Here is a 22,893-nt window from a genome sequence, read left to right on the forward strand (position 1 = left end):
TTTATGGGTTTAATGGTTTTTCCTGATTATAAGGAGTGATGAAGTATAGAGCTAGATGAAGGATGATAGGGCCTATGGTAAAGAAAACGTTAAAACAAAGAATTGTAGACGCTTCAGTTGAATTGTTTCAACAAGATGGTTATCACAATGTAACCGTGGATCGTATTGTGGAATATATTGGGGCATCAAAGGGTGGATTTTATCATAATTTTAAATCAAAAGATGAACTGTTGTATGAAATTCATGATGTCTTTATTTCATATGTCATTCAACAATCGCAAGCTGCATATGACAAATTCGATACACCCATCACACGTTTGTGTGCCATGCTGCAAACACTGACACAAGTATTTGATATGTATCAAGCACATATTACGATTTTTTATGAAGAAAGTCGTTCACTCTCAGATGAATATAGTGACATCATCCATAAAAAGCGAGATCACTATCGTGATATTTTACAAAGAGTGATAGCAGAGGGTCAGGAAGCAAAGGTTTTTCGTACCGAATTACCTTGTACAATTGTAACAATGGCAATTGTCGGGATGATTAACTGGACGTACAAATGGTTTAAGCAATCAGGACCATTAACGATGGAGCAAATCACAGATGTTTTTACCGATATGGTATTACGGGCAATTGTGACAGAACAAGCCATGGGAGAAGCGAAGCAATTTATAATAAAGGGGTAGCCAGTAGGAAACACTGGTTTTATTATTTGTTTTTACAAACCGACTAGTCGGTATTACGCTGTAAGCAATTGTTCTTGAGCTACATCTACTATGGCAAATTCAAAAATAGGGGGATTAGGGATGAATTTTGAATTAACAAAAGAGCAAGAAATGATTCGAGACATGGTGCGTGATTTTGCTGAGAAGGAGATTAAACCGTATGCTCGTGAGGTTGATGAGACATCAACAATGAGAATAGAGAGCTTCAAGAAAATGGCAGAACTAGGCTTATTGGGTATCCCGTTTCCTGAGGAATATGGTGGATCAGGTGGTGATACGGTGTCCTACGCTTTAGCTGTAGAGGAGATTGGTCGAGCATGTGGGGGCACAGGGTTAAGCTATGCAGCTGCTGTTAGCTTAGGAGCCTCACCAATTTACAACTTCGGCACAGAGGAGCAAAAGCAAGAGTGGCTAGTTCCATTAGCTAAGGGTGAGACATTAGGATCATTCGGTTTAACAGAGCCAAATGCAGGTTCAGATGCAGGGGGCACACGTACTACAGCTGTTATTGATGGTGATGACTACATTATTAACGGAGAGAAATGCTGGATCACTAATGCAGGATATGCTCGACAAATTATTGTAACGGCGGTAACAGGTAAACGTGAGGATGGTAAAAAGATTATTTCTTCTATTATTGTGCCAACAAACACACCAGGCGTAACAATCAACTGTAATTATGACAAAATGGGTGTACGTGGCTCCAATACATGTGAAATTGTGTTAGAAAATGTCCGTGTCCCAAGAACAAATCTATTAGGGGATGAAAAACGTGGCTTTAGCCAGTTTTTAAATACATTGGATGGTGGTCGTATTTCCATCGCTGCTCTTTCTGTTGGAATTGCCCAGGCTGCTTATGAAAAGGCACTAAAATTCGCGAAGGAACGTGAGCAATTTGGTGCACCTATTTCGAAGCTACAAGCGATCCAATTTAAATTAGCGGATATGGCGATGGAAATAGAGCTTGCTCGTACGTTAGTACATAAAGCGGCATGGTTAAAAGATCAAAAGAAGCCATTTGGCAAAGAAGCTGCAATGGCTAAACTATTTGCTTCTGAAATGGGCTTCCGTACATGTAATCAAGCAATCCAAATTCATGGTGGTTCTGGATATATGAAAGAATATGATGTAGAACGTCATTTACGTGACATTAAATTAATGGAAATCGGTGAAGGAACATCTGAAATTCAACGTCTTGTTATTTCTCGTCTAATTGGCTGTTAATCATCATCAGTTAAGTTAAATAGCATAAATAAGGGGGATCTTCATGGCAGAACTTGTGTATCAAACAATTGGTCAATTGCTAGATGAACAATCAAAAAAGTACCCGCAAAATGAAGCATTAGTCTATGCTGACAGAAATTTACGCATGACTTATGAACAGCTAAATCGTCAAGCACGATACGTAGCGAGAGGTTTAATGGCTCTAGGAATTGAAAAGGGAGACCATATCGCAGTATGGACGACCAATGTTCCTGAGTGGGTACAGCTTCAATTTGGTACAGGGAAGATGGGTGCTCCAATTGTAACGGTAAATACGAATTACCGTGCGAGTGAGTTGGAGTATTTATTGAAGCAATCTGATGCTAAAACGATTTTTTTAATTGAAAATTATCGAGACCATTCTTTTATCAATACACTGCAAGAGTTATGTCCAGAGCTTGAACATTGTGAACCAGGTAATTTGCAATCAAAGCGACTACCTTTATTAAAAAATGTTATTTTAATCGGTGAAACCAAATACCCTGGCGTACTTAATTGGTCAGACGTTTTAACTGCTGCCGAGCAAGTAACCGAGGAACAGTTAGATCAGAGAGAGCAGTCTCTTCATTATGATGATGTCATTAATATTCAATATACTTCTGGTACAACAGGCTTTCCTAAGGGAGTCATGCTAACGCATTTTAACTTAGTCAATAATGCTGTTAACATTGCAGAATGTATGCGTTTAACGGCAGAGGATCGCCTATGTATCCCAGTCCCATTCTTCCATTGCTTTGGTTGTGTCATAGGAACATTAGCCATTACAACAAGTGGTGGAACAATGGTACCAGTACAGGAGTTCTCACCTGAAGAGGTACTAAGAACCGTTCAACAAGAGAAATGCACTGCATTACATGGCGTGCCAACAATGTTCATTAGTGAACTGAATTTATCGAATTTTGCATCTTTCGATCTTTCAACTTTACGTACAGGAGTCATGGCAGGATCAAACTGTCCAATTGAGGTTATGAAAGCGGTCATTGAGAAGATGGGCATGAAAGATATAACAATATGCTACGGTCAAACAGAATCATCACCTGTTATTACACAGACAAGAACGGATGACCCGCTAGTGTTAAAGGTGGAGACGGTTGGCCGCGCTTTACCTAACCTAGAAGTAAAGATTGTTGTTCCTGGAACTACCGAGGAAGCTCCGACAAATGAACAGGGAGAGCTATGTACGAGGGGCTATCATGTGATGAAGGGCTATTATAAAAACCAGGAGGAAACAGATCTGGCGATTGACGAGGATGGTTGGTTGCATACAGGTGATTTAGCAACCATGGATGAAGCAGGTTATGTCCGTGTAACAGGTCGTTTAAAGGATATGATTATCCGTGGTGGCGAAAACCTATATCCTCGTGAAATTGAGGAGTTCCTTTATACACATCCGAAAATTTCAGATGTTCAGGTTGCAGGTGTCCCTGATCCTGTTTATGGCGAGGAGGCGGCAGCTTGGATTGTTTTAAAAGAAGGAGAGCAGGCCACATCGGAAGAAATCCGAGATTATTGTCGGGATAAAATTTCAAGACATAAAATTCCACGACATATTTTCTTTATTGATAACTATCCAATGACTGCATCTGGAAAAGTTCAAAAATATAAATTACGAGAAGATTTCGTTATGACCGTAAAGTAAGGAGGGGCAGTGGATATGTTCAACAAGGTATTAATTGCAAATCGTGGGGAGATTGCTAGACGTGTGATCAGAACATGCAAGCGCCTAAATATTCATACGGTTGCTATCTATTCAGAGGCAGATGCTGAAAGCTTACATGTGAAAGATGCAGATGAGGCTTTCTGTGTAGGGAAGCCACCTGTTGCACAGAGCTATTTAAACATCGACCGCATTCTTGAAATTGCACTAGAAAGTGGCGCAGAGGCTATTCATCCTGGCTATGGTTTACTATCAGAGAATGCAAATTTTGCGAAACGTTGTACAGAGGCAGGTTTAGTATTTATCGGGCCAAGTGCTGATGTGATCGCTTCAATGGGCAGTAAATTAGAGGCTCGTAAAACAATGAAAGCTGCTAGTGTACCGATTGTAGAGGGTGTAGAAGCGCCAGTGAAGGATGTAGAAGAAGCCACTGACATAGCGGAGCGTTTAGGCTATCCGATTATGTTAAAGGCATCGGCAGGCGGTGGCGGTATCGGTATGCAGCTAGTTGAAAATGCTGAGGAACTAGCCAAAGCTTTTGAGGGCAATCAAAAGCGTGCACAATCATTCTTTGGTGATGGCACGATGTATATGGAGCGATTCATTGCTAACCCTCACCATGTCGAAGTGCAAATTATTGCTGATCATCAAGGTAATGTCGTTCCATTATTTGAACGAGAATGCTCTATTCAACGAAGAAATCAAAAAGTAGTAGAAGAAGCACCATCACCGTTTATCTCACAAGAGACAAGAGAAAAAATGCTAGAAGCGTCAGTTAAGGCGGCGAAGCATATTGGTTATGTCAATGCTGGAACAATCGAATACTTGGTTGATGAAGATCAAAACTTTTATTTTTTAGAAATGAATACAAGACTACAGGTAGAGCATCCCGTTACCGAGGAAATTACGAAGCTTGATTTAGTAGAAGAGCAATTAAAAATTGCGGCAAAACAACCTCTTACGTTTACTAGAGAAAGTATTACTAAAGAGGGGCACGCGATTGAAGTGCGCATATACGCTGAAAATCCTTCGACGTTTTTCCCGTCTCCAGGTACTATTACGACTCTTGAATTACCGACAGGTGAAGGAATTCGACATGAGTGTGGTGTAGAGTCTGGTTCAGTGGTAACACCATTCTATGATCCAATGATTAGTAAATTGGTGGTCTGGGGGGAAACAAGAGAAATTGCCTGTGAAAGATTAGCACAAGCGCTAAAGGCGTATAAAGTGGAGGGGATTCAAACGAATATCCCGATGCTGTTAAAAACCGTCACACATGAGCAATTTTTAAAAGGCTATACGACGACAAAATTTGTAGAGCAATATTATTTACCGCAATTAGCAGAAACAAAATAACAATTATCATGTATTCGTGCTTCTATAGAGGGACGAATACATGATAAAAAATAGGAGTGAATGATTATGGCAACAGTAAAAGCAAGCATGGCAGGAACAGTATGGAAAATCGTCGTAACAGAGGGTGAGAAAGTGACAGCAGGTCAAGATGTAGCTATTTTAGAATCGATGAAAATGGAAATTCCAATTGCAGCAGAAGAGGATGGCGTAGTGACGAAAATCATTGCCAATGAGGGAGACTTCATTAACGTTGATGATGATATTTTAGAAATTGAATAAGAGGAGGCTTGTTTATGCAGCTACCTAAGCAAGTCGCAATCAAAGAAGTTGGTCCCCGTGATGGCTTACAAAATGAAAAAACGCATATTTCAACAGCTGATAAAGTGCAATTAGTAAATTTATTAGGTCAAACAGGATTAAATTATATTGAAGTGACATCTTTTGTGCATCCCAAATGGATTCCTCAATTGGCAGATGCAGTCGAGGTTCTGCAAGCCATTAAAAGACATAAGGATATTACCTATGCGGCACTTGTACCCAATATGAGGGGCTTAGAACGCGCATTACAGGCTGAAGTAGATGAAGTAAGTATTTTTATGTCTGCTAGTGAAAGCCATAACCAAAGTAATATTAATAAAACCATAGAAGATACATTTCCCATATTAGAGGAAGTTGTAGTAGGAGCTCAGGCTGCAAAAAAACATGTTCGAGGTTATATCTCAACGGTTATTGGTTGTCCCTATGAGGGGTATATACACCCTGACAAGGTATTACGAGTAACGGAAAAATTATTGGAGATGGGTGTGACTGAAATATCGCTTGGTGACACAATTGGTGTTGGTGTACCGACGCAGGTTGAGTTTCTTTTAGAGGAATTGCTAAAAAGGTATCCTGCTGAAAAATTTGCCATGCATTTTCATGATACACGTGGGACAGCATTAGCCAATATTATGAAGTCCTTAGAGATGGGTATTACCAAGTTTGATAGTGCGCTTGGTGGGCTAGGGGGCTGCCCATATGCGAAAGGTGCCTCAGGTAATGTAGCCACAGAAGATTTATTGTATTTATTCGATGAGATGGGCATTGAAACAGGCGTAGATCGACAAAAGGTGCTAGAGGCAGCACTCTTTATTGAAGAGAAGTTAGGCAAAGCGGTTGCATCAAAGCAAATGGCTATTGTCCGCAATGAAAGGAGTGCAAATCAAGGATGACACAACTCGTTCGATTTGAATTACTAGAGGGTAGTATTGGACTTATTACTCTTTCAAGACCAGAAGCTGCTAACGCTATGTCGGTTCAATTACTGCATGAGCTGTCTGCCACACTTGATCAAATCAATGGTGATCCAGCAGTGCGTGTAGTCCTTCTAACAGGTGCAGGCGAAAAGGCATTTTGTGCAGGTGCTGATTTAAAGGAACGTAAAGGAATGTCTGATCGACACGTGAAGCAGATCGTGCAACTGATTGGTGCCACTGTGGCAAAAGTTGAAACGCTTGCACAGCCTGTCATTGCTGTCCTAAATGGTGTTGCCTTTGGTGGAGGCTTGGAGTTGGCACTAGCTTGTGATTTACGAATTGCGGCTACACATGTAAAGCTTGGCTTAACAGAAACATCACTCGGTATTATTCCAGGAGCTGGGGGAACACAGCGACTTCCACGTCTAATTGGTCTTGGTAAAGCAAAGGAATTAATTTATACAGCACGTAGGCTCAGTGCTAAAGAAGCTGAAAATTATGGCATTATCGAGTATGTTTATGAAGGACATGAGGTATTAGATAAGGCACAACAGCTTGCACTGGAAATGGCAAAAAATGCACCACTCTCTCTAGTGCAAGCCAAAGTTGCGATCAATCAAGGTGTTGAGGTAGATTTAGCTACCGGGTTAAAAATTGAATCACTTGCATATAGTGCACTGATCCCAACAGAAGACCGATTAGAGGGCTTACTTGCCTTCCAAGAGAAGCGAGCGCCACAATATTCAGGGAAATAAAACGCCAAGAAATAATTTTGGTGTAATCGATTGGGCAAAGGGAGGAAATAAACATGAGCAATATCTCGACAGAAAATACACCACCTACAATGAAAGATAAAATTTTAGCAGGTGGATTACCAAAATATCATGACAAAAATGCACAACAAGGCAAGCTATTTGTACGTGAGCGTCTTGAACTATTACTTGATGATGGTCTTCAATCAGAGGATGGGCTCTATGCGAACTGTTTAGCAGGGGATTTACCAGCAGATGGAGTTATCACTGGTATTGGTAAAATCCATGGTCGCACAGTTTGTGTGCTAGCGAACGATTCAACGATTAAAGCTGGTTCTTGGGGAAAACGCACGGTTGAAAAAATGATTCGCATTCAAGAAACCGCTGAAAAGTTGAATTGTCCATTACTTTATTTAGTGGATTCTGCGGGTGCGCGTATTACAGATCAGCTTGAAATGTTCCCGGGACGCCGAGGTGCAGGACGCATTTTCTACAATCAAGTCAAACTGTCAGGAAAAGTTCCGCAAATTTGCTTATTATTTGGTCCTTCCGCAGCGGGTGGCGCCTATATTCCTGCATTTTGCGATATCGTGGTGATGGTAGAAGGGAATGCTTCTATGTATTTAGGATCTCCTCGAATGGCCGAAATGGTTATCGGTGAAAAAGTAGATTTAGAAACAATGGGTGGCGCAAAAATGCACTGTTCCGTTTCTGGTTGTGGAGATGTGCTTGTTAAATCCGAACAGGAGGCTATTACCTATGCGCGCAAATATTTAGGATATTTCCCGAATAACTATGCAGAGCGTAGCAAGGTAGAGGCTCCTAAACCACCAGCTTCATTTGATAAATCTATTGAAGAATTAATTCCTCAAAATCAAAATGTACCATTTGATATGTATAAGTTAATTGATCGTATTATTGATGAAGATTCGTTTTGTGAGGTTAAGAAATTATTTGCACCAGAATTAATTACAGGCCTTGCACGAATTAATGGACAATCCGTTGGGATCATCGCTAACCAACCACGTGTTAAGGGAGGCGTGCTATTCCACGATTCTGCTGATAAAGCGGCGAAATTTATTTCACTTTGTGATGCATTCAATATCCCACTGTTATTCCTAGCAGACGTTCCAGGCTTTATGATTGGTACTCAGGTAGAAAAAGCAGGAATCATTCGTCATGGTGCTAAAATGATTTTTGCCATGAGTGAGGCAACTGTTCCTAAGCTAACGGTCATTGTGCGTAAAGCGTATGGTGCAGGATTATATGCAATGGCTGGCCCTGCGTTTGAACCAGACTGCTGTATTGCCTTATCAAATGCACAAATTGCCGTAATGGGACCAGAAGCTGCTGTCAATGCCGTCTATGCCAATAAAATTGCAGAACTTCCAAAAGAAGAGCAAGCAAGCTTCATTGCCGAGAAACGTAAAGAATATCAAGAGGAAATTGATGTGTATCGCTTAGCTTCAGAGCTTATCATTGATGATGTGATTGAGCCTAATGAGCTGCGTAAGGTACTAGAAAATCGCTTAGAACTTTATATGTCAAAATACTTATTATTCTCACAACGTAAGCATGGGGTAAACCCAGTTTAAACATACTTATTAAAAGGCTGTCTCTGCTGGTAGGAGACAGCCTTTTTGGATGATAATTTTTTCAGCTACTTGCAAGCTATAGTTGAGCATATTAAAATATGGGAAGGAATAAAAGGGAAGTGGGTGTTAAGCTTGTCTAAAAACAACATAGCGGATGTTCAAAATAATGCCAAGCTCCCATTACCATATCGGGATGTCATTGATACATATCATTTGCCGCTAAAGATCGCAGGTTGGATTTTATTTAGTATCTATTCATTTATGGCTTTTTATAAATTGGTTATTGATCGCTTAGTAGATGTAGTCGTCATTTTATTAAAGGGAGATTACTCTATAGGTGACTTAGGATTGTTTGATTATAGTAGCTGGCGATTAACTACTAATTTTATTCCCTTCGAAACGATTCTCCGTTATATAAACTACTCTCAATATTTTAATTGGGAAATTATAATCGTTAACTTACTTGGCAACTTATTAATTTTTACTCCAATGGGCTTTTTACTGCCATTGCTATCGAAGAAATTCCGAAAAGCGTGGGTTATTATTTGTTTAGGCTTTATTTCTAGTCTTGCTGTCGAAACCGTTCAATTTATTTTTACCGTTGGTTCTGCGGATATTGATGATTTAATTTTGAATACAATTGGTGCATGGCTTGGTTACTTAGCCTATAAAGGGATATTGATTAGACCTAAAAAATAAGAAAAGCAGTCCAGTATGAAGGGCTGTTTTTTTACGTTGATTAACACTATTTGTGTAGTGTATATGGTAATAAATTTTATTGAAAAGGGTATGGAGCTAATAAATGAATATGAAAACATTAATTAGATGAGATTCTTTATACCTATTTTTGAAAATAATTAGTATCTCTTTAGGAGGTTAGTAGTAATTAGTGCTTGAATTTAATAGTGAAAATTCCGATAATGAGTGTACAGAAACTTATAAAATGGTATAGATAGAGTGTGAGGAAGAATGTTCATATCTATTAACTTATTAGCATATGTAGATAGAAGGGCGAGGTGAAAACTATGAAAATATCAAATTTAATGGAACAAGAAAGAATTTCATCCCAGCATAATCGTAAAAAAATACTTCAGCGTAAAGAGGCAGGAGATGCCTATAGAAAAAATGCGATGTATTTTCAGCCAAAGAAAAACCCATTATTGATTGAACTTGAAAATTTATTATTAGGACGTACTGACCAAGATTTGTATGACCAGCAGCAAGAAGAGTCAAAAGAAGTAACTCCTCAGCAGAAAGCCATTATGGAAGATTTACAGCAAACAGAAAAGAATGTACGGGCACATGAGCAAACCTATAAAGTAGGAATGAATGATAACGCTGATCCCTCGAATATATCCGATTCAGAACTAGGTGACACACTGCACATTTTAGAGCAGGTACGTAATGCAGCATTGTCATCAGCAGAGCCTTCTCCTCAAGATTTACGTGTGGCGCAAAGCGTTGATGCTCAAATACAGCATATGTTAAATAATTCAAATGTTGACGAGGTTGCCACAAATGAAAGCGAACCATCTTTTGTACGTGACATCATTGAAGTGAAGGTTCCTGAACGTTACTCGAAGGAATTGAAATTGGACCCATTTGCAGATACAATTTTCGGTAAGAACTATGAGACTGCATTCAAGTTAAGAGCATTTAAACAGGCATCGGAAAGATATGCGGCTCACGTTCAAATGACGAAAAATGGCTATCGTCCAGACAAGGATTCTATGTTCTCTTTGATAGCCTGATGCTGTAAATAGGAGATTGTTGACATGGCAAAGGCAAAGCACGCGAAAACGAATGCGATTCGTTTATTAGAACAACAAAAAATTCATTTTGATGTGATGGAATATGAAACAGGGGACGGTCAAGTTGATGGTGTTTCTGTAGCTGAGAAAATAGGACAGCCTGTTGCTCGGGTATTTAAAACATTAGTAGCAAAAGCAAGTGCACAAAGGTTATTTGTATTTGTTATTCCAGTGGCTGAAGAGCTGGACTTAAAAGCAGCCGCGAAGGTAGTTGGGGAAAAGAAAATTGAAATGTTAGCGGTAAAAGATCTACTTAGCCATACTGGTTATGTTCGTGGTGGATGTTCACCAGTAGGGATGAAGAAGTTATATCCAACGGTCATCGATGTATCTGCTCAAGAACAAGGTAGTATAATCGTTAGTGCTGGGAAAATTGGTATGCAAATTCATGTACAAATAGATGATTTGAAGAATATAACAAAGGCACAACTTGCCTCAATTACAACTACCCATGAGTGAGAGAATGGGTAGTTTTTTATGTGGTAAGATAAACGGTTTAGTTTAAGCACTATAGCTTAATTTTGGTTGAAAGTATGATACAGTAATAGCAATATTATTCATAGAGAGAAGGATAAGGAATGCGTAGAATAATGGGGTGGCGTTGGACCTTTTTTATTGGTGGCTTAATGGTGATGTCACTTGGCATCACGATGTCGATAAAGGGGAAAATTGTTGGCACAAGCCCATGGGATGTTTTACATATAGGTCTATTTCAAAATTTTGGGTTAAGTATTGGCACATGGTCTATTGTAACAGGACTCTTTATAGTTGGTTCAACATCCATCGTATTGCGTCAATGGCCAAAGTTAGGTACTTGGCTCAATATGCTGTTAATTGGCTCTTTTATTGATGTATTTAATTGGATGTTGCCCTCAACGGATGTATATGGCTTACAAATTACATATTTTATTATTGGCTTATTTGTTTTGAGCTTTGGCTGTGGGATGTATATTGCACCGAATATGGGCGCAGGACCAAGGGATACCTTAATGATGATACTTGTCGAAAAGTTTGGTGGATCTATTAAAACAGCAAGAATGGGAATTGAAGTACTTGTAACCATTGTTGGCTGGCTTCTAGGAGGACCAGTTGGAGTAGGGACGGTATTGATCGCCTTAACTTCAGGCTATATTGTGCAATATTCATTACCGTATTGTCGTAAAATCTTGATGAAATGTATTGGAAATATGGAGGGCATGAAGCCATTCTATTAAACCAAGAAGCTACTTATATCTGTAAAGGATAGAAGTAGCTTTTCATTTTTTTTAGCGTTCTTTCATATAATGCAGGGCACAAGCTAAAGGAGGAACGACATTTGAACGGAAATGTAACGTATTATTTTGGACACGCATTGACTGGCCAAGGTGTGAAGCATTTATATAAAGAAATGATGGAAGAAGCGGCGCTTGTTTATTTTTTGCAAGGGCCTGCCACATTTAAAGGTTCAGAGCTGTTAAAAGAACTAGGATATTTCTATGTGAAACAGGGCTTTGCTGTCGAGTGGTTTAAGCATGCTTTATTAGAGGAAGTTGTTGAGGCTGTTTATATAAAAGGCTGTAACAGACTTTTTGTATGGGCATCTGAGTGGAATATCGAGCCAACTTTACTCGGTACAAAGCATCGTGTCATGTCTTTCTATGAATGCTTAGAAGACATACAGCTTAAAAAGGTTGGAGAACAGCTTGCAGAGGCGATGCAAGAGCGTGCAACATGGCGTGGAAAATGCATAGCGAAACTGGATCAAGCAATCAAGCTACATGATGACTGGGAGGTTATCACACAAAGCTGTATGAACTGGCAGGCATTAAATGAACAGGTGGAAAATTTAAAGTCGGAAGTGTTCCAATCTATTATTCTGAATAAAACAGGTATGCGGACACATCGTTTACTGGGAACGCTAACTCCTAGAGGTGCGGAAAATACAGTGGATAGTATCACCAAAAGTATCACGACTCGCTTCATGATTAAAGGTAAGCCAGGTACAGGCAAATCTTCACTAATGAAAAGCTTAGCCGATGAAGCAAATGCAAGAGGGCTTGATGCACAAATTGTTTGGTGTGGCTTAGATGCGGGATCTGTAGATATGGTCATTATCCCAGAGCTTAATTTCTGTATTTTTGATAGCACAGAGCCTCATATCTTTGATCCAGAGGATGGTAGGTTAGGGGATAAGATATTTGATATTGGTCAACATTGTGAGCTGTCAGAGGAAGCAGAAACTGCGATCGAGGCAGTGCGAGCACAATACAAAGAAGCTATACAGGATGCGATGGGCCATTCCAAACGATATGCAGAAGCTGAATATACCGTTCGTCGTTTATTAGATAATTGTCTATCGGCTTCTTTATGGCGCGAAAAAACAGCGCCACTATTCGAAAGATTAACAAAGTAATGTAGCTAATGGCTTGCATGTGCTAAACTAGGAGCGAGAACAGTTTTCCTAGGAAAGGATGATACGCTTGTCAAAAGTATTGAATGCATTTTTAGATGAAAACCTACAAGCCTTACATGAACAAGGCTTATACAATGAAATCGATCCAGTAGAGGGAGCAAATGGCCCAATTATTCAGGTCCGTGGCAAAAATCTTGTTAACTTATCCTCTAACAACTATCTTGGTTTAGCAACAAATGAAGAATTAAAGCGTATTGCCAAAGAGACAATTGATAAATACGGTGTTGGAGCAGGTGCTGTTCGTACAATCAACGGGACACTTGACTTGCACGTAAAATTAGAAGAAAAGCTTGCTGAATTTAAAGGAACAGAAGCGGCTATTTCTTATCAATCTGGATTTAATTGTAATATGGCAGCTATTTCGGCTGTAATGGATAAAAATGATGCCATTCTATCTGATCAATTAAACCATGCCTCTATTATTGATGGATGTCGCTTATCAAAGGCAAAAATCATCGCGTTCAATCACTCTGATATGGAGGATTTACGTGCAAAGGCAAAGGCAGCAAAGGAATCAGGTTTATACAATAAAATCATGGTTATCACAGATGGTGTCTTCTCAATGGATGGTGATATTGCTAAATTACCTGAAATTGTGGAAATAGCTAAAGAGTTTGATTTAATCACGTATGTGGATGATGCACATGGTTCGGGTGTAACAGGTAAAGGAAAAGGAACTGTGAAGCATTTTGGATTAGAAAAAGAAATTGATTTCCAAATTGGTACATTATCAAAAGCCATTGGTGTAGTAGGTGGCTATGTAGCAGGTAAGAAAAATTTAATTGATTGGCTAAAAGTTCGCTCACGCCCATTCCTATTCTCAACAGCATTACCACCAGGTGATGTAGCCGCTATTACAGCAGCCGTGCAAATGCTGATTGATTCAACAGAGCTACACGATAAACTGTGGGATAATGGTAATTATTTAAAAGCGGGGCTTGAGAAGCTTGGCTTTAATATTGGTGCGTCTGAGACACCAATTACACCATGCATCATTGGGGATGAAAAATTAACACAGGAATTTTCAAAACGTTTATTTGAAAAAGGCGTTTATGCAAAATCAATTGTCTTCCCAACAGTTCCAAAAGGTACAGGTCGCGTTCGGAATATGCCAACAGCGGCACATACAAAAGAAATGCTTGATGATGCAATTGCGATTTACGAGAAGGTTGGTCGTGAATTAGGCGTTATTCAATAAGAAAAAGGCTTCCTCATGAATGGGGAAGCCTTTTTTGCATGATAGAAAAGAAAAAGTGAAGGATAGAATCAAAAAAGTGACCGATAGAAGCTTAAATCTAATTGATAGGGCGATCTAAAAATAGACAATCTCTTTATTTTGACCCAATTATTTTGCCTGCCTTGAGCTGTTGAATAGCTTGACCAGAAATATTTAATGCCTGTAAAATTTCTTCATTATGTTGTCCTAAAGTGGGTGCTGCACTTGTTAGCTGTCCAGGTGTTTGTGAAAACTTAGCTGGGAAGCCCAATGTTCTCATTGGTCCAGCAGTCGGATGCTCATAGGACAGTACCATGCCACGCTCTAGTATATGAGGGTCATTCAATGTTTGGTCATAAGAATAGATTGGACTAGATGGTACACCATGCTTATCTAATAGTTCGAGCCAGTAGATAGCCTTATGCTTAATTAGCTCGCTTTCAATTTCTGCTTCCAGCTCCCTCACATGTTGGGCACGTGAATAGTTGGTAGCAAAGAGAGGATTGTCTAACCAATCAGGTCGATTGACAACCTTTGCCGCAAAAATCTCCCATAGCTTTTGATTGCCAGCACCTACTAGAATATAGTCATCCTGTGTTTTGAAACCTTGATAGGGCGCAGACACACGATGGGCGGTTCCTGTTCGCTCAGGTAACTCACCCTTTCCGAAGTAAGCAGCGGCCTCCCAAACAGTCCACGCAAGACCTGACTCCACTAAGGACACATCAATATATTGACCTTCACCACTACGAAGCTTATAAATATAGGCCATTAAAATCGATTGTAAGGCTGTTTGTGCAGCAGCAATATCATTCACCGCAAAGCCAACTTTTACAGGTCGTCCATCTGCTTCACCTGTCATATGCATTAAGCCACTCAGACCCTGAGCCATAATATCATAGCCACCCTTTTGACTATAAGGACCTGTTTGACCATAACCAGAAATAGAGCAGTAAATTAGGCCAGGATTGATGGCTTTTAATGTGTCATAATCAATACCAAGCTTTTTCGTGACACCTGGTCGATAATTTTCCACAAGTACATCAACAGATTGAATCAATTCTTTAAATAAAGTCAGTCCTTCAGTCGTTTTTAAATTGATGCAGACACCTTTTTTATTACGATTAACCATCATATACATATGACTTTCTTCATTAACGAATGGACCCATTGTACGGGTATCGTCTCCATTTGGGTATTTTTCAATTTTGATAACTTCTGCACCCATATCTGCTAATACCATGGTGCAATAGGGACCTGCTAAGACTTGTGATAAATCGATAACCTTTAATCCTTGTAATGCTTGTTTCATTTACCCTCAGTCCCATCCTGTTTGACTAATGTGATGTTGCGTAATCCTTTGACAGAGGTAGCACCGGCTAATGCGATAGAAACCTTTAATTCATCATAAAGATTGGTCATCACCTTTTCGACACCTTGTTGTCCCTCAAGGGCTAGTCCATAGACGAAAGGACGTCCAATTGCAACTGCATTCGCTCCTAAAGCAAGTGCTTTTAAGGCATCCATGCCACGATATACACCACTATCTAATATAATAGGAATTTGTCCATTCACAACTTTCACAATAGCAGGAAGGGCATCAAGTGAACCAATCACACCATCTAATTGACGGCCACCATGGTTTGATACAATAATGCCATCAATACCATTGTCGATAGCATGCTTTGCATCTTCAGGATGTAAAATTCCCTTCAATAATATAGGAAGGTTGGTACGTTTTTTTAGCTCTCGAACATGCTCCCAATTAAGTGTTGGGTGGAAGACATTTTGCAAGACACCTTGTACGTAGGACTCGAATGAATCATCAGGTAAAGTGGCTGTAAAAACGGGATCATTCATATAATTTCCTCTTGCATAGCCTAGCTTCAATGGTGAAAATTGATTGCGTACATCTTCTTCACGCCAGCCTAGCATTACGGTGTCGACAGTTAAAACGATCGCTTCAAATCCAGCTTCCTCCGCACGTGCAGCCATGCTAAAAGCAATTTCTTCATTAGTAGACCAATATAATTGAAACCATTTTGTTGCAGAAGGCGCAGCTTGAGCAACTTCTTCAAGAGCAAAAGTGGACACAGTGCTTTGTATATAAGGGATATTTAAAAACTGGGCGGCACGTGCAACGGCAAGCTCACCTTCATCGTGAACCATTCCGTTCATGCCCACAGGAGCAAAAAGCAAAGGAGTTGGATATGTTTTACCAAACAAATGAACCGATGTATCAACGTTTGACACATCATTTAAAAATCGGGGAACAATGGAATACTTCTCAAAAGCTGCACGATTATTGCGCAGTGTTTGTTCACCGCCAGCACCTGAACGAATGTAGCCAAAAGGGCCAGCTTCGATTTTTTCCGCTACGGCCTTTTCTAAATCTGCAAAGCAAATGGGGAAGGGGGCTTGTGCAGTTATATTTTTTAAGAGTAGATCGCCATCAGTTATGTTTGTCATCGTTACTACCTCACTTATTTATTGAAAATAGGCTTTCTTTTATTTAAAAAGGCTTGAATACCTTCGTTATAATCGTCTGAACTAAATGAATCCAAAACTAACTGTGCCAGCTCATCGTTTTCTTCAATTTCACCATCAACAATTGCTTGGATAATTTTTTGATGCCTGCGTTTGCAATGGATGATTTACTTAATAAATGTTCAGCGAATTGCAATGTCGCCTCATCAATTTCCTCTGGTTCGTGTAGGGCCGTGATTAAACCAATATTTTTTCCTTCTTCAGCTGTAAAAATAGTAGCTGTGTACAAAATTTCCTTTGCCTTAGCGACACCAACAATATTGATGAGACGTTTCGTGCTTTCTAAATTATAGACAATACCTATGTTTGCAGCGGTAATGCCTAGCTTACTCTTAGGCGTTGCTATTCTAAAATCACAAGCATTTGCTAACTCTAAGCCACCACCAATTGCTAAGCCCTGAATCATAGCAATTGTCGGGTGTGGAAATTTATAGAGAGCATCGATCGCCTTTAGAGCCAATTCATTATAGGCTTTAGCATTGTCTGTAGCATAACGAACATCTAAAAACTCGCTAATATCTGCACCGGAAGAAAAGGCTACTTCATTGACACCGCGAACAATTAAAAGTTTGATGGAAGAATCTATACGGAGCAGCTCTAGTTGGTCTACTATGGCTTGAAACATTGCCCTTGATAAAGAATTCCGTTTATCCGGGCGGTTTAATACTAACGTTGCAATATAGCCATTTTTCTCTACATAAATTTCGTTTGTCATCTTCATTCTCCTCTTAATCTTTTTTCAACTTCGCGGCGAAGCGGTTACCAATGGATTGAATGCTCTGCACAAGGATGATTAAGATAAAGACAGTTGCATACATCACATCAACCTCATAGCGCAAATGACCATAACGGTAGGCAAGGTCACCTAAACCGCCAGCACCAACCATTCCTGCCATTGCTGTTGCACCAATTAATCCTATTGTGGCAATTGTTAAGCCTAAAATAATAGATGGTCGCGCTTCACGTAATAGGACATGCCAAATGATATGGCGACGTTTAATACCCATGGCTGTGTAGGCTTCTACTACTCCGGAATCCACTTCTAAAAGCGCAGATTCCATCAGCCGTGCAATATAAGGAGCTGTGTAAACAACTAGTGGAACGATTACACCTTTAACACCAATTGTTGTACCTACAATTAACTTGGTAAAAGGTAAGATGAAGAATAATAAAATGATAAATGGAACAGAGCGAACAATATTGATAAATAGATTAAAAAACTGATAGAAAAATTTATTTTCAAAGGATTGTCCTGGTCGTGTTAAAACGATTAATAGCCCTAATGGAATGCCAATCAGAATGGAGAAAAATAATGAAATTCCGACCATTTGAAATGTTTCGATAATTGCTTTGCCAATAACATCTGACCAATCTGTAAAGAAGCTTTGGATACTACTCATTGAACGCACCTCCTAATTCTTCCACTGCCACGCCATTTTCTGAAAAATACGTTAACGCCTTTTGGACAATCTGCGTTTCGCCATGTAAATGCACCACAATATTGCCGACAATACCGTTTTTTAATTCAATAATATTAGCTGTTAAAATATTTGGTTGCACATCATATACCTTAGTGACTTCTGCTAATAATGGCTTACCAGTACTTTCACCAAGGAATGTTAAACGGATTACACTTCCTGAAACATTTAATTGCTCAATAAGAGAAGGGGATAAATTACGTTGTGAAATTGTATTCAAAAACTTTCGCGTTGTAGGGTGCTTCGGTTTCGCAAAAAGTTCAATCGCTGTGCCAAATTCCACAACTTTCCCTGATTCTAGAACAGAAACCTCATCGCAAATTTTTTGAATTACATTCATTTCATGTGTGATGAGCAGAATCGTAATGCCTAATTCACGATTAATTTTTAACAACAATTCAAGAATGGCTTCCGTTGTCTCAGGATCAAGTGCACTTGTTGCTTCGTCACTAAGTAAAATCTCTGGTTCCTGTGCTAAGGCACGTGCAATAGCCACACGCTGTTTTTGACCACCTGAAAGTTGATTTGGGTAACTATCTAGTTTATCTGTTAAACCGACAATTTCAGCATACTTAGCTACTCGGTTTTTTACTTCCGCCTCTTTATAGCCTAGTAGCTTTAAGGGAACTGCAATATTATTGTAAACTGTTGCTGTTTTTAAGAGATTAAAGTGCTGGAAGATCATCCCGATTTTTTGGCGTGTTTGACGTAATTCGTGAAGAGAAAGGGTCGTAATGTCTACATTGTCTATCACTACTTTTCCTGCTGTAGGACGTTCTAGTAGATTAACGCAACGAATGAGTGTACTTTTACCAGCACCACTATAGCCGATTACACCATGAATTTGTCCCTTTTTTACGTGAAGGTTGATGCCATCCACAGCTTTTATGATGCCTTTTTTCGATTTAAATTCTTTTGAGATATTTTGTAATTGAATCATGCGATTGTTTGCTCCTTTCTCAACCTTCTAAAAAGCAAGAATCTGCTCGTCTTCCCATTGGGGAATTTCAGCAGATTCTTCGGCTTTATAGAAGCTTTCTGAACATATTACCAGCTAGGGATTACAGAACCTTTGAATTCCTCTTCGATGAATTGACGCACTTCGTCAGATTGGTAAGCCTCAACGAACTTTTTAATTGTTGGATCATTTTCATTTTCAGCACGTACAACAATATAGTTCACGTATGGAGAATCGGTAGATTCCAATAAAATAGAGTCATCTTTAGGGTTAATGCCAGCCTCTAGTGCAAAGTTTGTATTAATAGCTGCTACATCTACTTCACTAAGTTGTTTAGGAATTTGAGCTGCCTCTAATTCAATGAATTTTAAATTCTTTTTGTTTTCTTCTACATCACGGATCGAGGCTGTTAAGTCTGCACCCTCTTTTAACTTAATATAGCCAGCTTCCTGTAAAACAAAGAGGGCACGTGCTCCATTCGTTGGGTCATTTGGTAAGCCAAACGTTGCACCGTCAGGAATGTCATCAAAGGATTTATATTTTTCTGAGTAGATACCCATTGGATTTAAAATCGTCTTGCCCACTGGTACTAAATCTGTATCATGGTCTTTATTAAATGTATCTAGGAAAGGCTCGTGTTGATAGCTGTTCGCATCAAGATCACCTTCAGCTAAGGATGTATTAGGTAAAACATAGTCAGAAAATGATTTTAGTTCTACTTCTAGCCCATTTTCTTTTGCTACTTTAGCGGCTACTTCTGCAATTTGTTCGTGTGGACCAGAAGTGACGCCTACAACGATTTTCTTTTCATCAATTCCTTCAGCTTGGCTTTTACTATCTTCTTTAGAGCCACAGCCTGCTAAAGCTGCTACTAATGTTAAACTTGCTAAACCTACTAAAAATTTATTTTTCTTTTTCATGAAAATACCTCCAAGATTGTTTTTATCGGTTTTTTGAAAATAAAAAAACTCTCTTACAAATTAAGAGAGGCTCATGAAAAGATGTCCTCTCTTATCTATCAAACGAAGATCGTTTGCAGGATTTAGCACCTTCCTATAAAAAGGAGGTTGCCGAGCTTCATAGGGCCAGTCCCTCAGCTACTCTTGATAAGAGATTTATAATATTTTTTTGTAATTCCGATAGAACTAATATAATTTATAGGGTATAGTAAGTCAATAAATAATTTTTAAATTTTTTATATAATTATAATATTTCGACGCAAAAGAGGGATAACAATGTCTGTAAGAGTTAATTATGGTATAGGTTCATTTGGTAAGGTTATTAGTGCTCGTTTTCTAACGGGAACAGATATCATTGAAGGGATTGAAGCGCTTTGCGAAGAGAATAGCATAGAGTCAGCAACAATTGTAAGCTGTATTGGCAGCTTTCAAAAAGCAGCTTTGTTTATTTAGTGCCAGATGCAACAGCTCAAATTCAAGTTCGTTTTAGTGATGTGATTGAAAAAGAGGGACCATTAGAATTTATTCAAGGTTCAGGTGTGGTGTGTAAGCGAGATGGTGGATATGAGACACATTTCCATGGTTCTATGAGCGATCAATGGGGTGTTGTATCAGGTGGGCATTTAATAAAAGGGGGCAACCCTGTTATTACTGCTGACATCGTGTTGGCAGAGGTACAAGGGATTCAACATATTCGAAAATGGGATGATGAAACAGGTCATGTTCAATTTTATCCATTAGAAAATGGTTTAGGGCAACCAAGGAAAATTGAAAAATAGTAATAATCCTGTAGCTAGGGATAGCTACAGGATACGACGTCATTATCTTTTAAACAATTGTAATTGCTCGATTCTATGGATTGCTTCACGTAAGCGCTCCTCACTAACCAGCAATCCTACGCGTACATAGCCTTCACCATACTGACCGAAGCCATTACCTGCTGCTACAGCGATATCAGCTTTTTCGAGCAAAAGATCAGCAAACTGTTCACTTGTATAGCCTAATGGTACAGGGAGCCATGCGAAGAAGGAGCCTTTTGGAGCCGTAACATGCCAGCCAATTCTTCGAGCTTCTTCAATGAGTACATTGCGGCGACGCTCATAAGTAGCTCGTAGTTCATCCGCACATTGTTGGGAAGCCGTCAGTGCTACTGCTGCGGCTTGTTGAATGGCAGGGAATTGACTACAAAACAGATGATCCTGAATTAGATTAATAGCAGCAATAATCTCGGCATTCCCTACAGCGAAGCCTATACGCCAGCCAGCCATATTATAGGTTTTCGATAATGTATACATTTCAACTCCTACTTCTTTTGCACCCTTTGCTTGAAGGAAGCTAACTGGTTTATTACCGTCAAATCCTATTGCCCCATAAGCAAAATCATGTGATACGATAATATTGTGCTCCTTCGCAAAGCGAACGGTCTCTTCAAAAAACGCAAGTGATGCTGTACCACCTGTAGGGTTGTTCGGGTAATTTAAGTAAAGAAGCTTTGCTTTTTCTTTCACTTCATCAGGTAATGCATGATAATCAGGTAAGAAATCATTTTCAGCAAAAAGGGGCATTACTTCAAAATTGACGTCTCCTAGTACAACACCTGATAGGTAATCTGGATAGCCAGGATCTGGTAAGAGCATCGTGTCACCAGGGTTTAACACAGCTAAAGGTAGCTCAACTAGACCAATTTTTGTTCCACCAAGAATCGCTACCTCTGTATCTGGATTTAGTTCTACCTGATATTCACGTTGATAAAAGTCCGCAGCAGCTTGGCGTAATTCAGCGAGACCTCTAAATGGTGAATATTTGTGGTTTTGAGGATTTTCAGCTGCTTCCTGTAATGCTTGAATGATGTGAATAGGCGTTGGCTGATCGGGATTTCCTTGCCCAAGGTTAATGACATCACGCCCTTCTTCTAGAGCCAAGTTTACTTTTTGAACGAGTGCTGCAAAAAATTGAGTGGGTAGTTGCTGTAGTTTTTTAGAGAATTCCATGCATGATCACCTTTTTCAGAATATAATAATTATTATTGAAGAATATGAAGCAAATAGTATTACTTTTTCTGATAATTGTCTAGAGGAGGAATAGAGATGAAAATCGGTTGTATTCAATTAAATGTTGGCTTTGGCAAAGTTGAAGAAAATTTTGAACGTGCCGAGGATAAGATTCGTGAAGCTGCAAAAAATGGGGCAGAAATCATAGTGTTACCTGAAATGTGGAATACAGGCTATGCTTTAGAGAAACTGCCTGAGCTAGCAGATATCAATGGTGAGCGGACAAAGACCTTTTTGGCTAAACTTGCTAAGGAACTTGATGTACATATTGTAGGGGGCTCTGTTTCAACAAAGAAAGGCGATAAATTTTATAATACGATGTATACCTTTGATCGTAATGGAGAACTTGTTGGGGAATATAGCAAGGCACATCTTTTCCGTTTAATGGACGAGCATCTTTACTTGGAAGCAGGGGATGAAATGAATCGTTTTGCTTTAGATGATATTGAAGCTGCTGGTGTCATTTGCTATGATATTCGCTTCCCAGAATGGTTACGTGCACATGCATTACAAGGAGCAAAGGTATTATTTGTACCAGCGCAGTGGCCAACTCCAAGGATTGACCATTGGAAAACGTTGCTACAGGCTCGTGCAATTGAAAATCAATGCTTTGTCATTGCAGTAAATCGTATTTCGAAAAAGGTAGAAAATTTTAATGGGCAGTCTATGATTATTCAACCTTGGGGAGAAGTATTATGGGTAGGTGCTGAGGACGAGGAAGTAGCAGTGATCGATGTAGACTTTTCTATTGTCGATGAAGTACGTGGAAGAATTCCTGTTTACGATGATCGTAGACCTGGATTGTATCACGATGTAGTTGTGAAAGGGTAAT

Annotated in this window: 24 protein-coding genes and 1 riboswitch; of the genes, 17 read left to right on the plus strand and 7 right to left on the minus strand. The window is 39.4% G+C overall.

What is annotated here, in order from left to right:
* Nucleotides 1-74 precede the first annotated feature (74 nt).
* The 14 genes from LBYS11_RS02245 to LBYS11_RS02310 all read left to right on the plus strand — a co-directional run bounded on the left by LBYS11_RS02245 (nucleotide 75) and on the right by LBYS11_RS02310 (nucleotide 14,050).
* Nucleotides 75-692, plus strand: coding sequence for a TetR/AcrR family transcriptional regulator (locus LBYS11_RS02245; RefSeq protein ID WP_036078131.1), 618 nt, complete (start codon nucleotides 75-77; stop codon nucleotides 690-692).
* Between the two features lie 120 nt (nucleotides 693-812).
* Entirely contained in the window at nucleotides 813-1,955 is a 1,143-nt protein-coding gene (locus LBYS11_RS02250) for an acyl-CoA dehydrogenase (RefSeq protein WP_036078132.1), read from the plus strand.
* Nucleotides 1,956-1,998: 43 nt separating this feature from the next.
* Nucleotides 1,999-3,633 (plus strand): AMP-binding protein, encoded by a 1,635-nt coding sequence (locus LBYS11_RS02255; protein WP_103117376.1) that lies wholly within the window; start codon nucleotides 1,999-2,001, stop codon nucleotides 3,631-3,633.
* A 15-nt stretch (nucleotides 3,634-3,648) separates the two neighbouring features.
* The gene (locus LBYS11_RS02260; protein ID WP_103117377.1) at nucleotides 3,649-5,007 is read left to right on the plus strand and encodes an acetyl-CoA carboxylase biotin carboxylase subunit; all 1,359 of its coding nucleotides are present in this window, start codon (nucleotides 3,649-3,651) and stop codon (nucleotides 5,005-5,007) included.
* Nucleotides 5,008-5,073: 66 nt separating this feature from the next.
* Nucleotides 5,074-5,286: an acetyl-CoA carboxylase biotin carboxyl carrier protein subunit gene (locus tag LBYS11_RS02265; protein ID WP_004225532.1), complete on the plus strand. Its 213-nt coding sequence runs from the start codon at nucleotides 5,074-5,076 to the stop codon at nucleotides 5,284-5,286.
* Nucleotides 5,287-5,300: 14 nt separating this feature from the next.
* Nucleotides 5,301-6,218 carry a hydroxymethylglutaryl-CoA lyase gene (locus tag LBYS11_RS02270; protein WP_048393351.1) on the plus strand — a complete coding sequence of 306 codons (918 nt, stop codon included), beginning with the start codon at nucleotides 5,301-5,303 and terminating at the stop codon, nucleotides 6,216-6,218.
* Nucleotides 6,215-6,997, plus strand: coding sequence for an enoyl-CoA hydratase (locus LBYS11_RS02275; protein WP_103117378.1), 783 nt, complete (start codon nucleotides 6,215-6,217; stop codon nucleotides 6,995-6,997). The genes LBYS11_RS02270 and LBYS11_RS02275 overlap by 4 nt, the downstream gene beginning before the upstream one ends.
* Nucleotides 6,998-7,050: 53 nt before the next feature.
* Complete coding sequence (locus tag LBYS11_RS02280; protein WP_004225528.1) at nucleotides 7,051-8,589, plus strand: acyl-CoA carboxylase subunit beta; 1,539 nt, start codon at nucleotides 7,051-7,053, stop codon at nucleotides 8,587-8,589.
* Nucleotides 8,590-8,634: 45 nt separating this feature from the next.
* Complete coding sequence (locus LBYS11_RS02285) at nucleotides 8,635-9,288, plus strand: VanZ family protein (protein WP_103117379.1); 654 nt, start codon at nucleotides 8,635-8,637, stop codon at nucleotides 9,286-9,288.
* Between the two features lie 326 nt (nucleotides 9,289-9,614).
* A complete protein-coding gene (locus tag LBYS11_RS02290; protein WP_103117380.1) occupies nucleotides 9,615-10,340 on the plus strand; it encodes a hypothetical protein in 726 nt (241 codons plus the stop codon).
* A gap of 24 nt (nucleotides 10,341-10,364) precedes the next feature.
* The gene (ybaK, locus tag LBYS11_RS02295; protein ID WP_009371630.1) at nucleotides 10,365-10,859 is read left to right on the plus strand and encodes a Cys-tRNA(Pro) deacylase; all 495 of its coding nucleotides are present in this window, start codon (nucleotides 10,365-10,367) and stop codon (nucleotides 10,857-10,859) included.
* 119 nt (nucleotides 10,860-10,978) lie between these two features.
* Nucleotides 10,979-11,614 (plus strand): YczE/YyaS/YitT family protein, encoded by a 636-nt coding sequence (locus tag LBYS11_RS02300; RefSeq protein WP_103117381.1) that lies wholly within the window; start codon nucleotides 10,979-10,981, stop codon nucleotides 11,612-11,614.
* A 101-nt stretch (nucleotides 11,615-11,715) separates the two neighbouring features.
* Complete coding sequence (locus tag LBYS11_RS02305) at nucleotides 11,716-12,792, plus strand: nucleotide kinase (RefSeq protein WP_103117382.1); 1,077 nt, start codon at nucleotides 11,716-11,718, stop codon at nucleotides 12,790-12,792.
* A gap of 58 nt (nucleotides 12,793-12,850) precedes the next feature.
* Nucleotides 12,851-14,050, plus strand: a complete 1,200-nt coding sequence (locus LBYS11_RS02310) for a glycine C-acetyltransferase (protein ID WP_199768289.1) — start codon at nucleotides 12,851-12,853, stop codon at nucleotides 14,048-14,050.
* Nucleotides 14,051-14,183: 133 nt separating this feature from the next.
* On the opposite strand, the gene LBYS11_RS02315 is transcribed toward LBYS11_RS02310, so the two are convergent.
* The 6 genes from LBYS11_RS02315 to LBYS11_RS02340 form a co-directional block, all read right to left on the minus strand.
* Nucleotides 14,184-15,380: a CaiB/BaiF CoA transferase family protein gene (locus tag LBYS11_RS02315; RefSeq protein ID WP_103117384.1), complete on the minus strand. Its 1,197-nt coding sequence runs from the start codon at nucleotides 15,378-15,380 to the stop codon at nucleotides 14,184-14,186.
* On the minus strand, nucleotides 15,377-16,537 hold the full coding sequence (locus LBYS11_RS02320) for an alpha-hydroxy acid oxidase (protein WP_103117385.1): 1,161 nt from the start codon (nucleotides 16,535-16,537) through the stop codon (nucleotides 15,377-15,379). The genes LBYS11_RS02315 and LBYS11_RS02320 overlap by 4 nt, the downstream gene beginning before the upstream one ends.
* 97 nt (nucleotides 16,538-16,634) lie before the next feature.
* On the minus strand, nucleotides 16,635-17,330 hold the full coding sequence (locus LBYS11_RS02325) for an enoyl-CoA hydratase/isomerase family protein (RefSeq protein WP_233732372.1): 696 nt from the start codon (nucleotides 17,328-17,330) through the stop codon (nucleotides 16,635-16,637).
* Nucleotides 17,331-17,343: 13 nt separating this feature from the next.
* Nucleotides 17,344-18,015 (minus strand): methionine ABC transporter permease, encoded by a 672-nt coding sequence (locus LBYS11_RS02330; RefSeq protein ID WP_048393370.1) that lies wholly within the window; start codon nucleotides 18,013-18,015, stop codon nucleotides 17,344-17,346.
* A complete protein-coding gene (locus LBYS11_RS02335) occupies nucleotides 18,008-19,033 on the minus strand; it encodes a methionine ABC transporter ATP-binding protein (RefSeq protein WP_066037030.1) in 1,026 nt (341 codons plus the stop codon). Before LBYS11_RS02335 ends, LBYS11_RS02330 begins: the two co-directional genes overlap by 8 nt.
* A gap of 107 nt (nucleotides 19,034-19,140) precedes the next feature.
* Nucleotides 19,141-19,971 carry a MetQ/NlpA family ABC transporter substrate-binding protein gene (locus tag LBYS11_RS02340; protein ID WP_048393373.1) on the minus strand — a complete coding sequence of 277 codons (831 nt, stop codon included), beginning with the start codon at nucleotides 19,969-19,971 and terminating at the stop codon, nucleotides 19,141-19,143.
* An 88-nt stretch (nucleotides 19,972-20,059) separates the two neighbouring features.
* Nucleotides 20,060-20,164, minus strand: a riboswitch (SAM riboswitch).
* A gap of 122 nt (nucleotides 20,165-20,286) precedes the next feature.
* Here LBYS11_RS02340 and LBYS11_RS23915 point away from each other — a divergent pair.
* Together LBYS11_RS23915 and LBYS11_RS02345 are read left to right on the plus strand one after the other, a co-directional pair.
* Complete coding sequence (locus LBYS11_RS23915) at nucleotides 20,287-20,463, plus strand: PCC domain-containing protein (protein WP_255409644.1); 177 nt, start codon at nucleotides 20,287-20,289, stop codon at nucleotides 20,461-20,463.
* On the plus strand, nucleotides 20,463-20,789 hold the full coding sequence (locus LBYS11_RS02345) for a PCC domain-containing protein (protein WP_255409645.1): 327 nt from the start codon (nucleotides 20,463-20,465) through the stop codon (nucleotides 20,787-20,789). Before LBYS11_RS23915 ends, LBYS11_RS02345 begins: the two co-directional genes overlap by 1 nt.
* A gap of 42 nt (nucleotides 20,790-20,831) precedes the next feature.
* On the opposite strand, the gene LBYS11_RS02350 is transcribed toward LBYS11_RS02345, so the two are convergent.
* Nucleotides 20,832-22,001 (minus strand): pyridoxal phosphate-dependent aminotransferase, encoded by a 1,170-nt coding sequence (locus LBYS11_RS02350; protein WP_103117386.1) that lies wholly within the window; start codon nucleotides 21,999-22,001, stop codon nucleotides 20,832-20,834.
* A gap of 96 nt (nucleotides 22,002-22,097) precedes the next feature.
* Between LBYS11_RS02350 and LBYS11_RS02360 the strand changes: the two genes are divergently transcribed.
* A complete protein-coding gene (locus LBYS11_RS02360) occupies nucleotides 22,098-22,892 on the plus strand; it encodes a carbon-nitrogen family hydrolase (RefSeq protein ID WP_103117388.1) in 795 nt (264 codons plus the stop codon).
* Nucleotide 22,893: the final 1 nt, after the last annotated feature.

It is taken from the genome of Lysinibacillus sp. YS11 (genome assembly GCF_002896375.1).
Lineage (GTDB): Bacteria > Bacillota > Bacilli > Bacillales_A > Planococcaceae > Lysinibacillus > Lysinibacillus capsici.

Bases quoted from the DNA above. Each gene is read 5' to 3' on its own strand.
- LBYS11_RS02245 (WP_036078131.1), top strand. From the start codon at position 75: ATGGTAAAGAAAACGTTAAAACAAAGAATTGTAGACGCTTCAGTTGAA.
- LBYS11_RS02250 (WP_036078132.1), top strand. From the start codon at position 813: ATGAATTTTGAATTAACAAAAGAGCAAGAAATGATTCGAGACATGGTG.
- LBYS11_RS02255 (WP_103117376.1), top strand. From the start codon at position 1,999: ATGGCAGAACTTGTGTATCAAACAATTGGTCAATTGCTAGATGAACAA.
- LBYS11_RS02260 (WP_103117377.1), top strand. From the start codon at position 3,649: ATGTTCAACAAGGTATTAATTGCAAATCGTGGGGAGATTGCTAGACGT.
- LBYS11_RS02265 (WP_004225532.1), top strand. From the start codon at position 5,074: ATGGCAACAGTAAAAGCAAGCATGGCAGGAACAGTATGGAAAATCGTC.
- LBYS11_RS02270 (WP_048393351.1), top strand. From the start codon at position 5,301: ATGCAGCTACCTAAGCAAGTCGCAATCAAAGAAGTTGGTCCCCGTGAT.
- LBYS11_RS02275 (WP_103117378.1), top strand. From the start codon at position 6,215: ATGACACAACTCGTTCGATTTGAATTACTAGAGGGTAGTATTGGACTT.
- LBYS11_RS02280 (WP_004225528.1), top strand. From the start codon at position 7,051: ATGAGCAATATCTCGACAGAAAATACACCACCTACAATGAAAGATAAA.
- LBYS11_RS02290 (WP_103117380.1), top strand. From the start codon at position 9,615: ATGAAAATATCAAATTTAATGGAACAAGAAAGAATTTCATCCCAGCAT.
- ybaK (WP_009371630.1), top strand. From the start codon at position 10,365: ATGGCAAAGGCAAAGCACGCGAAAACGAATGCGATTCGTTTATTAGAA.
- LBYS11_RS02300 (WP_103117381.1), top strand. From the start codon at position 10,979: ATGCGTAGAATAATGGGGTGGCGTTGGACCTTTTTTATTGGTGGCTTA.
- LBYS11_RS02310 (WP_199768289.1), top strand. From the start codon at position 12,851: ATGATACGCTTGTCAAAAGTATTGAATGCATTTTTAGATGAAAACCTA.
- LBYS11_RS02315 (WP_103117384.1), bottom strand. From the start codon at position 15,380: ATGAAACAAGCATTACAAGGATTAAAGGTTATCGATTTATCACAAGTC.
- LBYS11_RS02320 (WP_103117385.1), bottom strand. From the start codon at position 16,537: ATGACAAACATAACTGATGGCGATCTACTCTTAAAAAATATAACTGCA.
- LBYS11_RS02325 (WP_233732372.1), bottom strand. From the start codon at position 17,330: ATGACAAACGAAATTTATGTAGAGAAAAATGGCTATATTGCAACGTTA.
- LBYS11_RS02330 (WP_048393370.1), bottom strand. From the start codon at position 18,015: ATGAGTAGTATCCAAAGCTTCTTTACAGATTGGTCAGATGTTATTGGC.
- LBYS11_RS02335 (WP_066037030.1), bottom strand. From the start codon at position 19,033: ATGATTCAATTACAAAATATCTCAAAAGAATTTAAATCGAAAAAAGGC.
- LBYS11_RS02340 (WP_048393373.1), bottom strand. From the start codon at position 19,971: ATGAAAAAGAAAAATAAATTTTTAGTAGGTTTAGCAAGTTTAACATTA.
- LBYS11_RS23915 (WP_255409644.1), top strand. From the start codon at position 20,287: ATGTCTGTAAGAGTTAATTATGGTATAGGTTCATTTGGTAAGGTTATT.
- LBYS11_RS02350 (WP_103117386.1), bottom strand. From the start codon at position 22,001: ATGGAATTCTCTAAAAAACTACAGCAACTACCCACTCAATTTTTTGCA.
- LBYS11_RS02360 (WP_103117388.1), top strand. From the start codon at position 22,098: ATGAAAATCGGTTGTATTCAATTAAATGTTGGCTTTGGCAAAGTTGAA.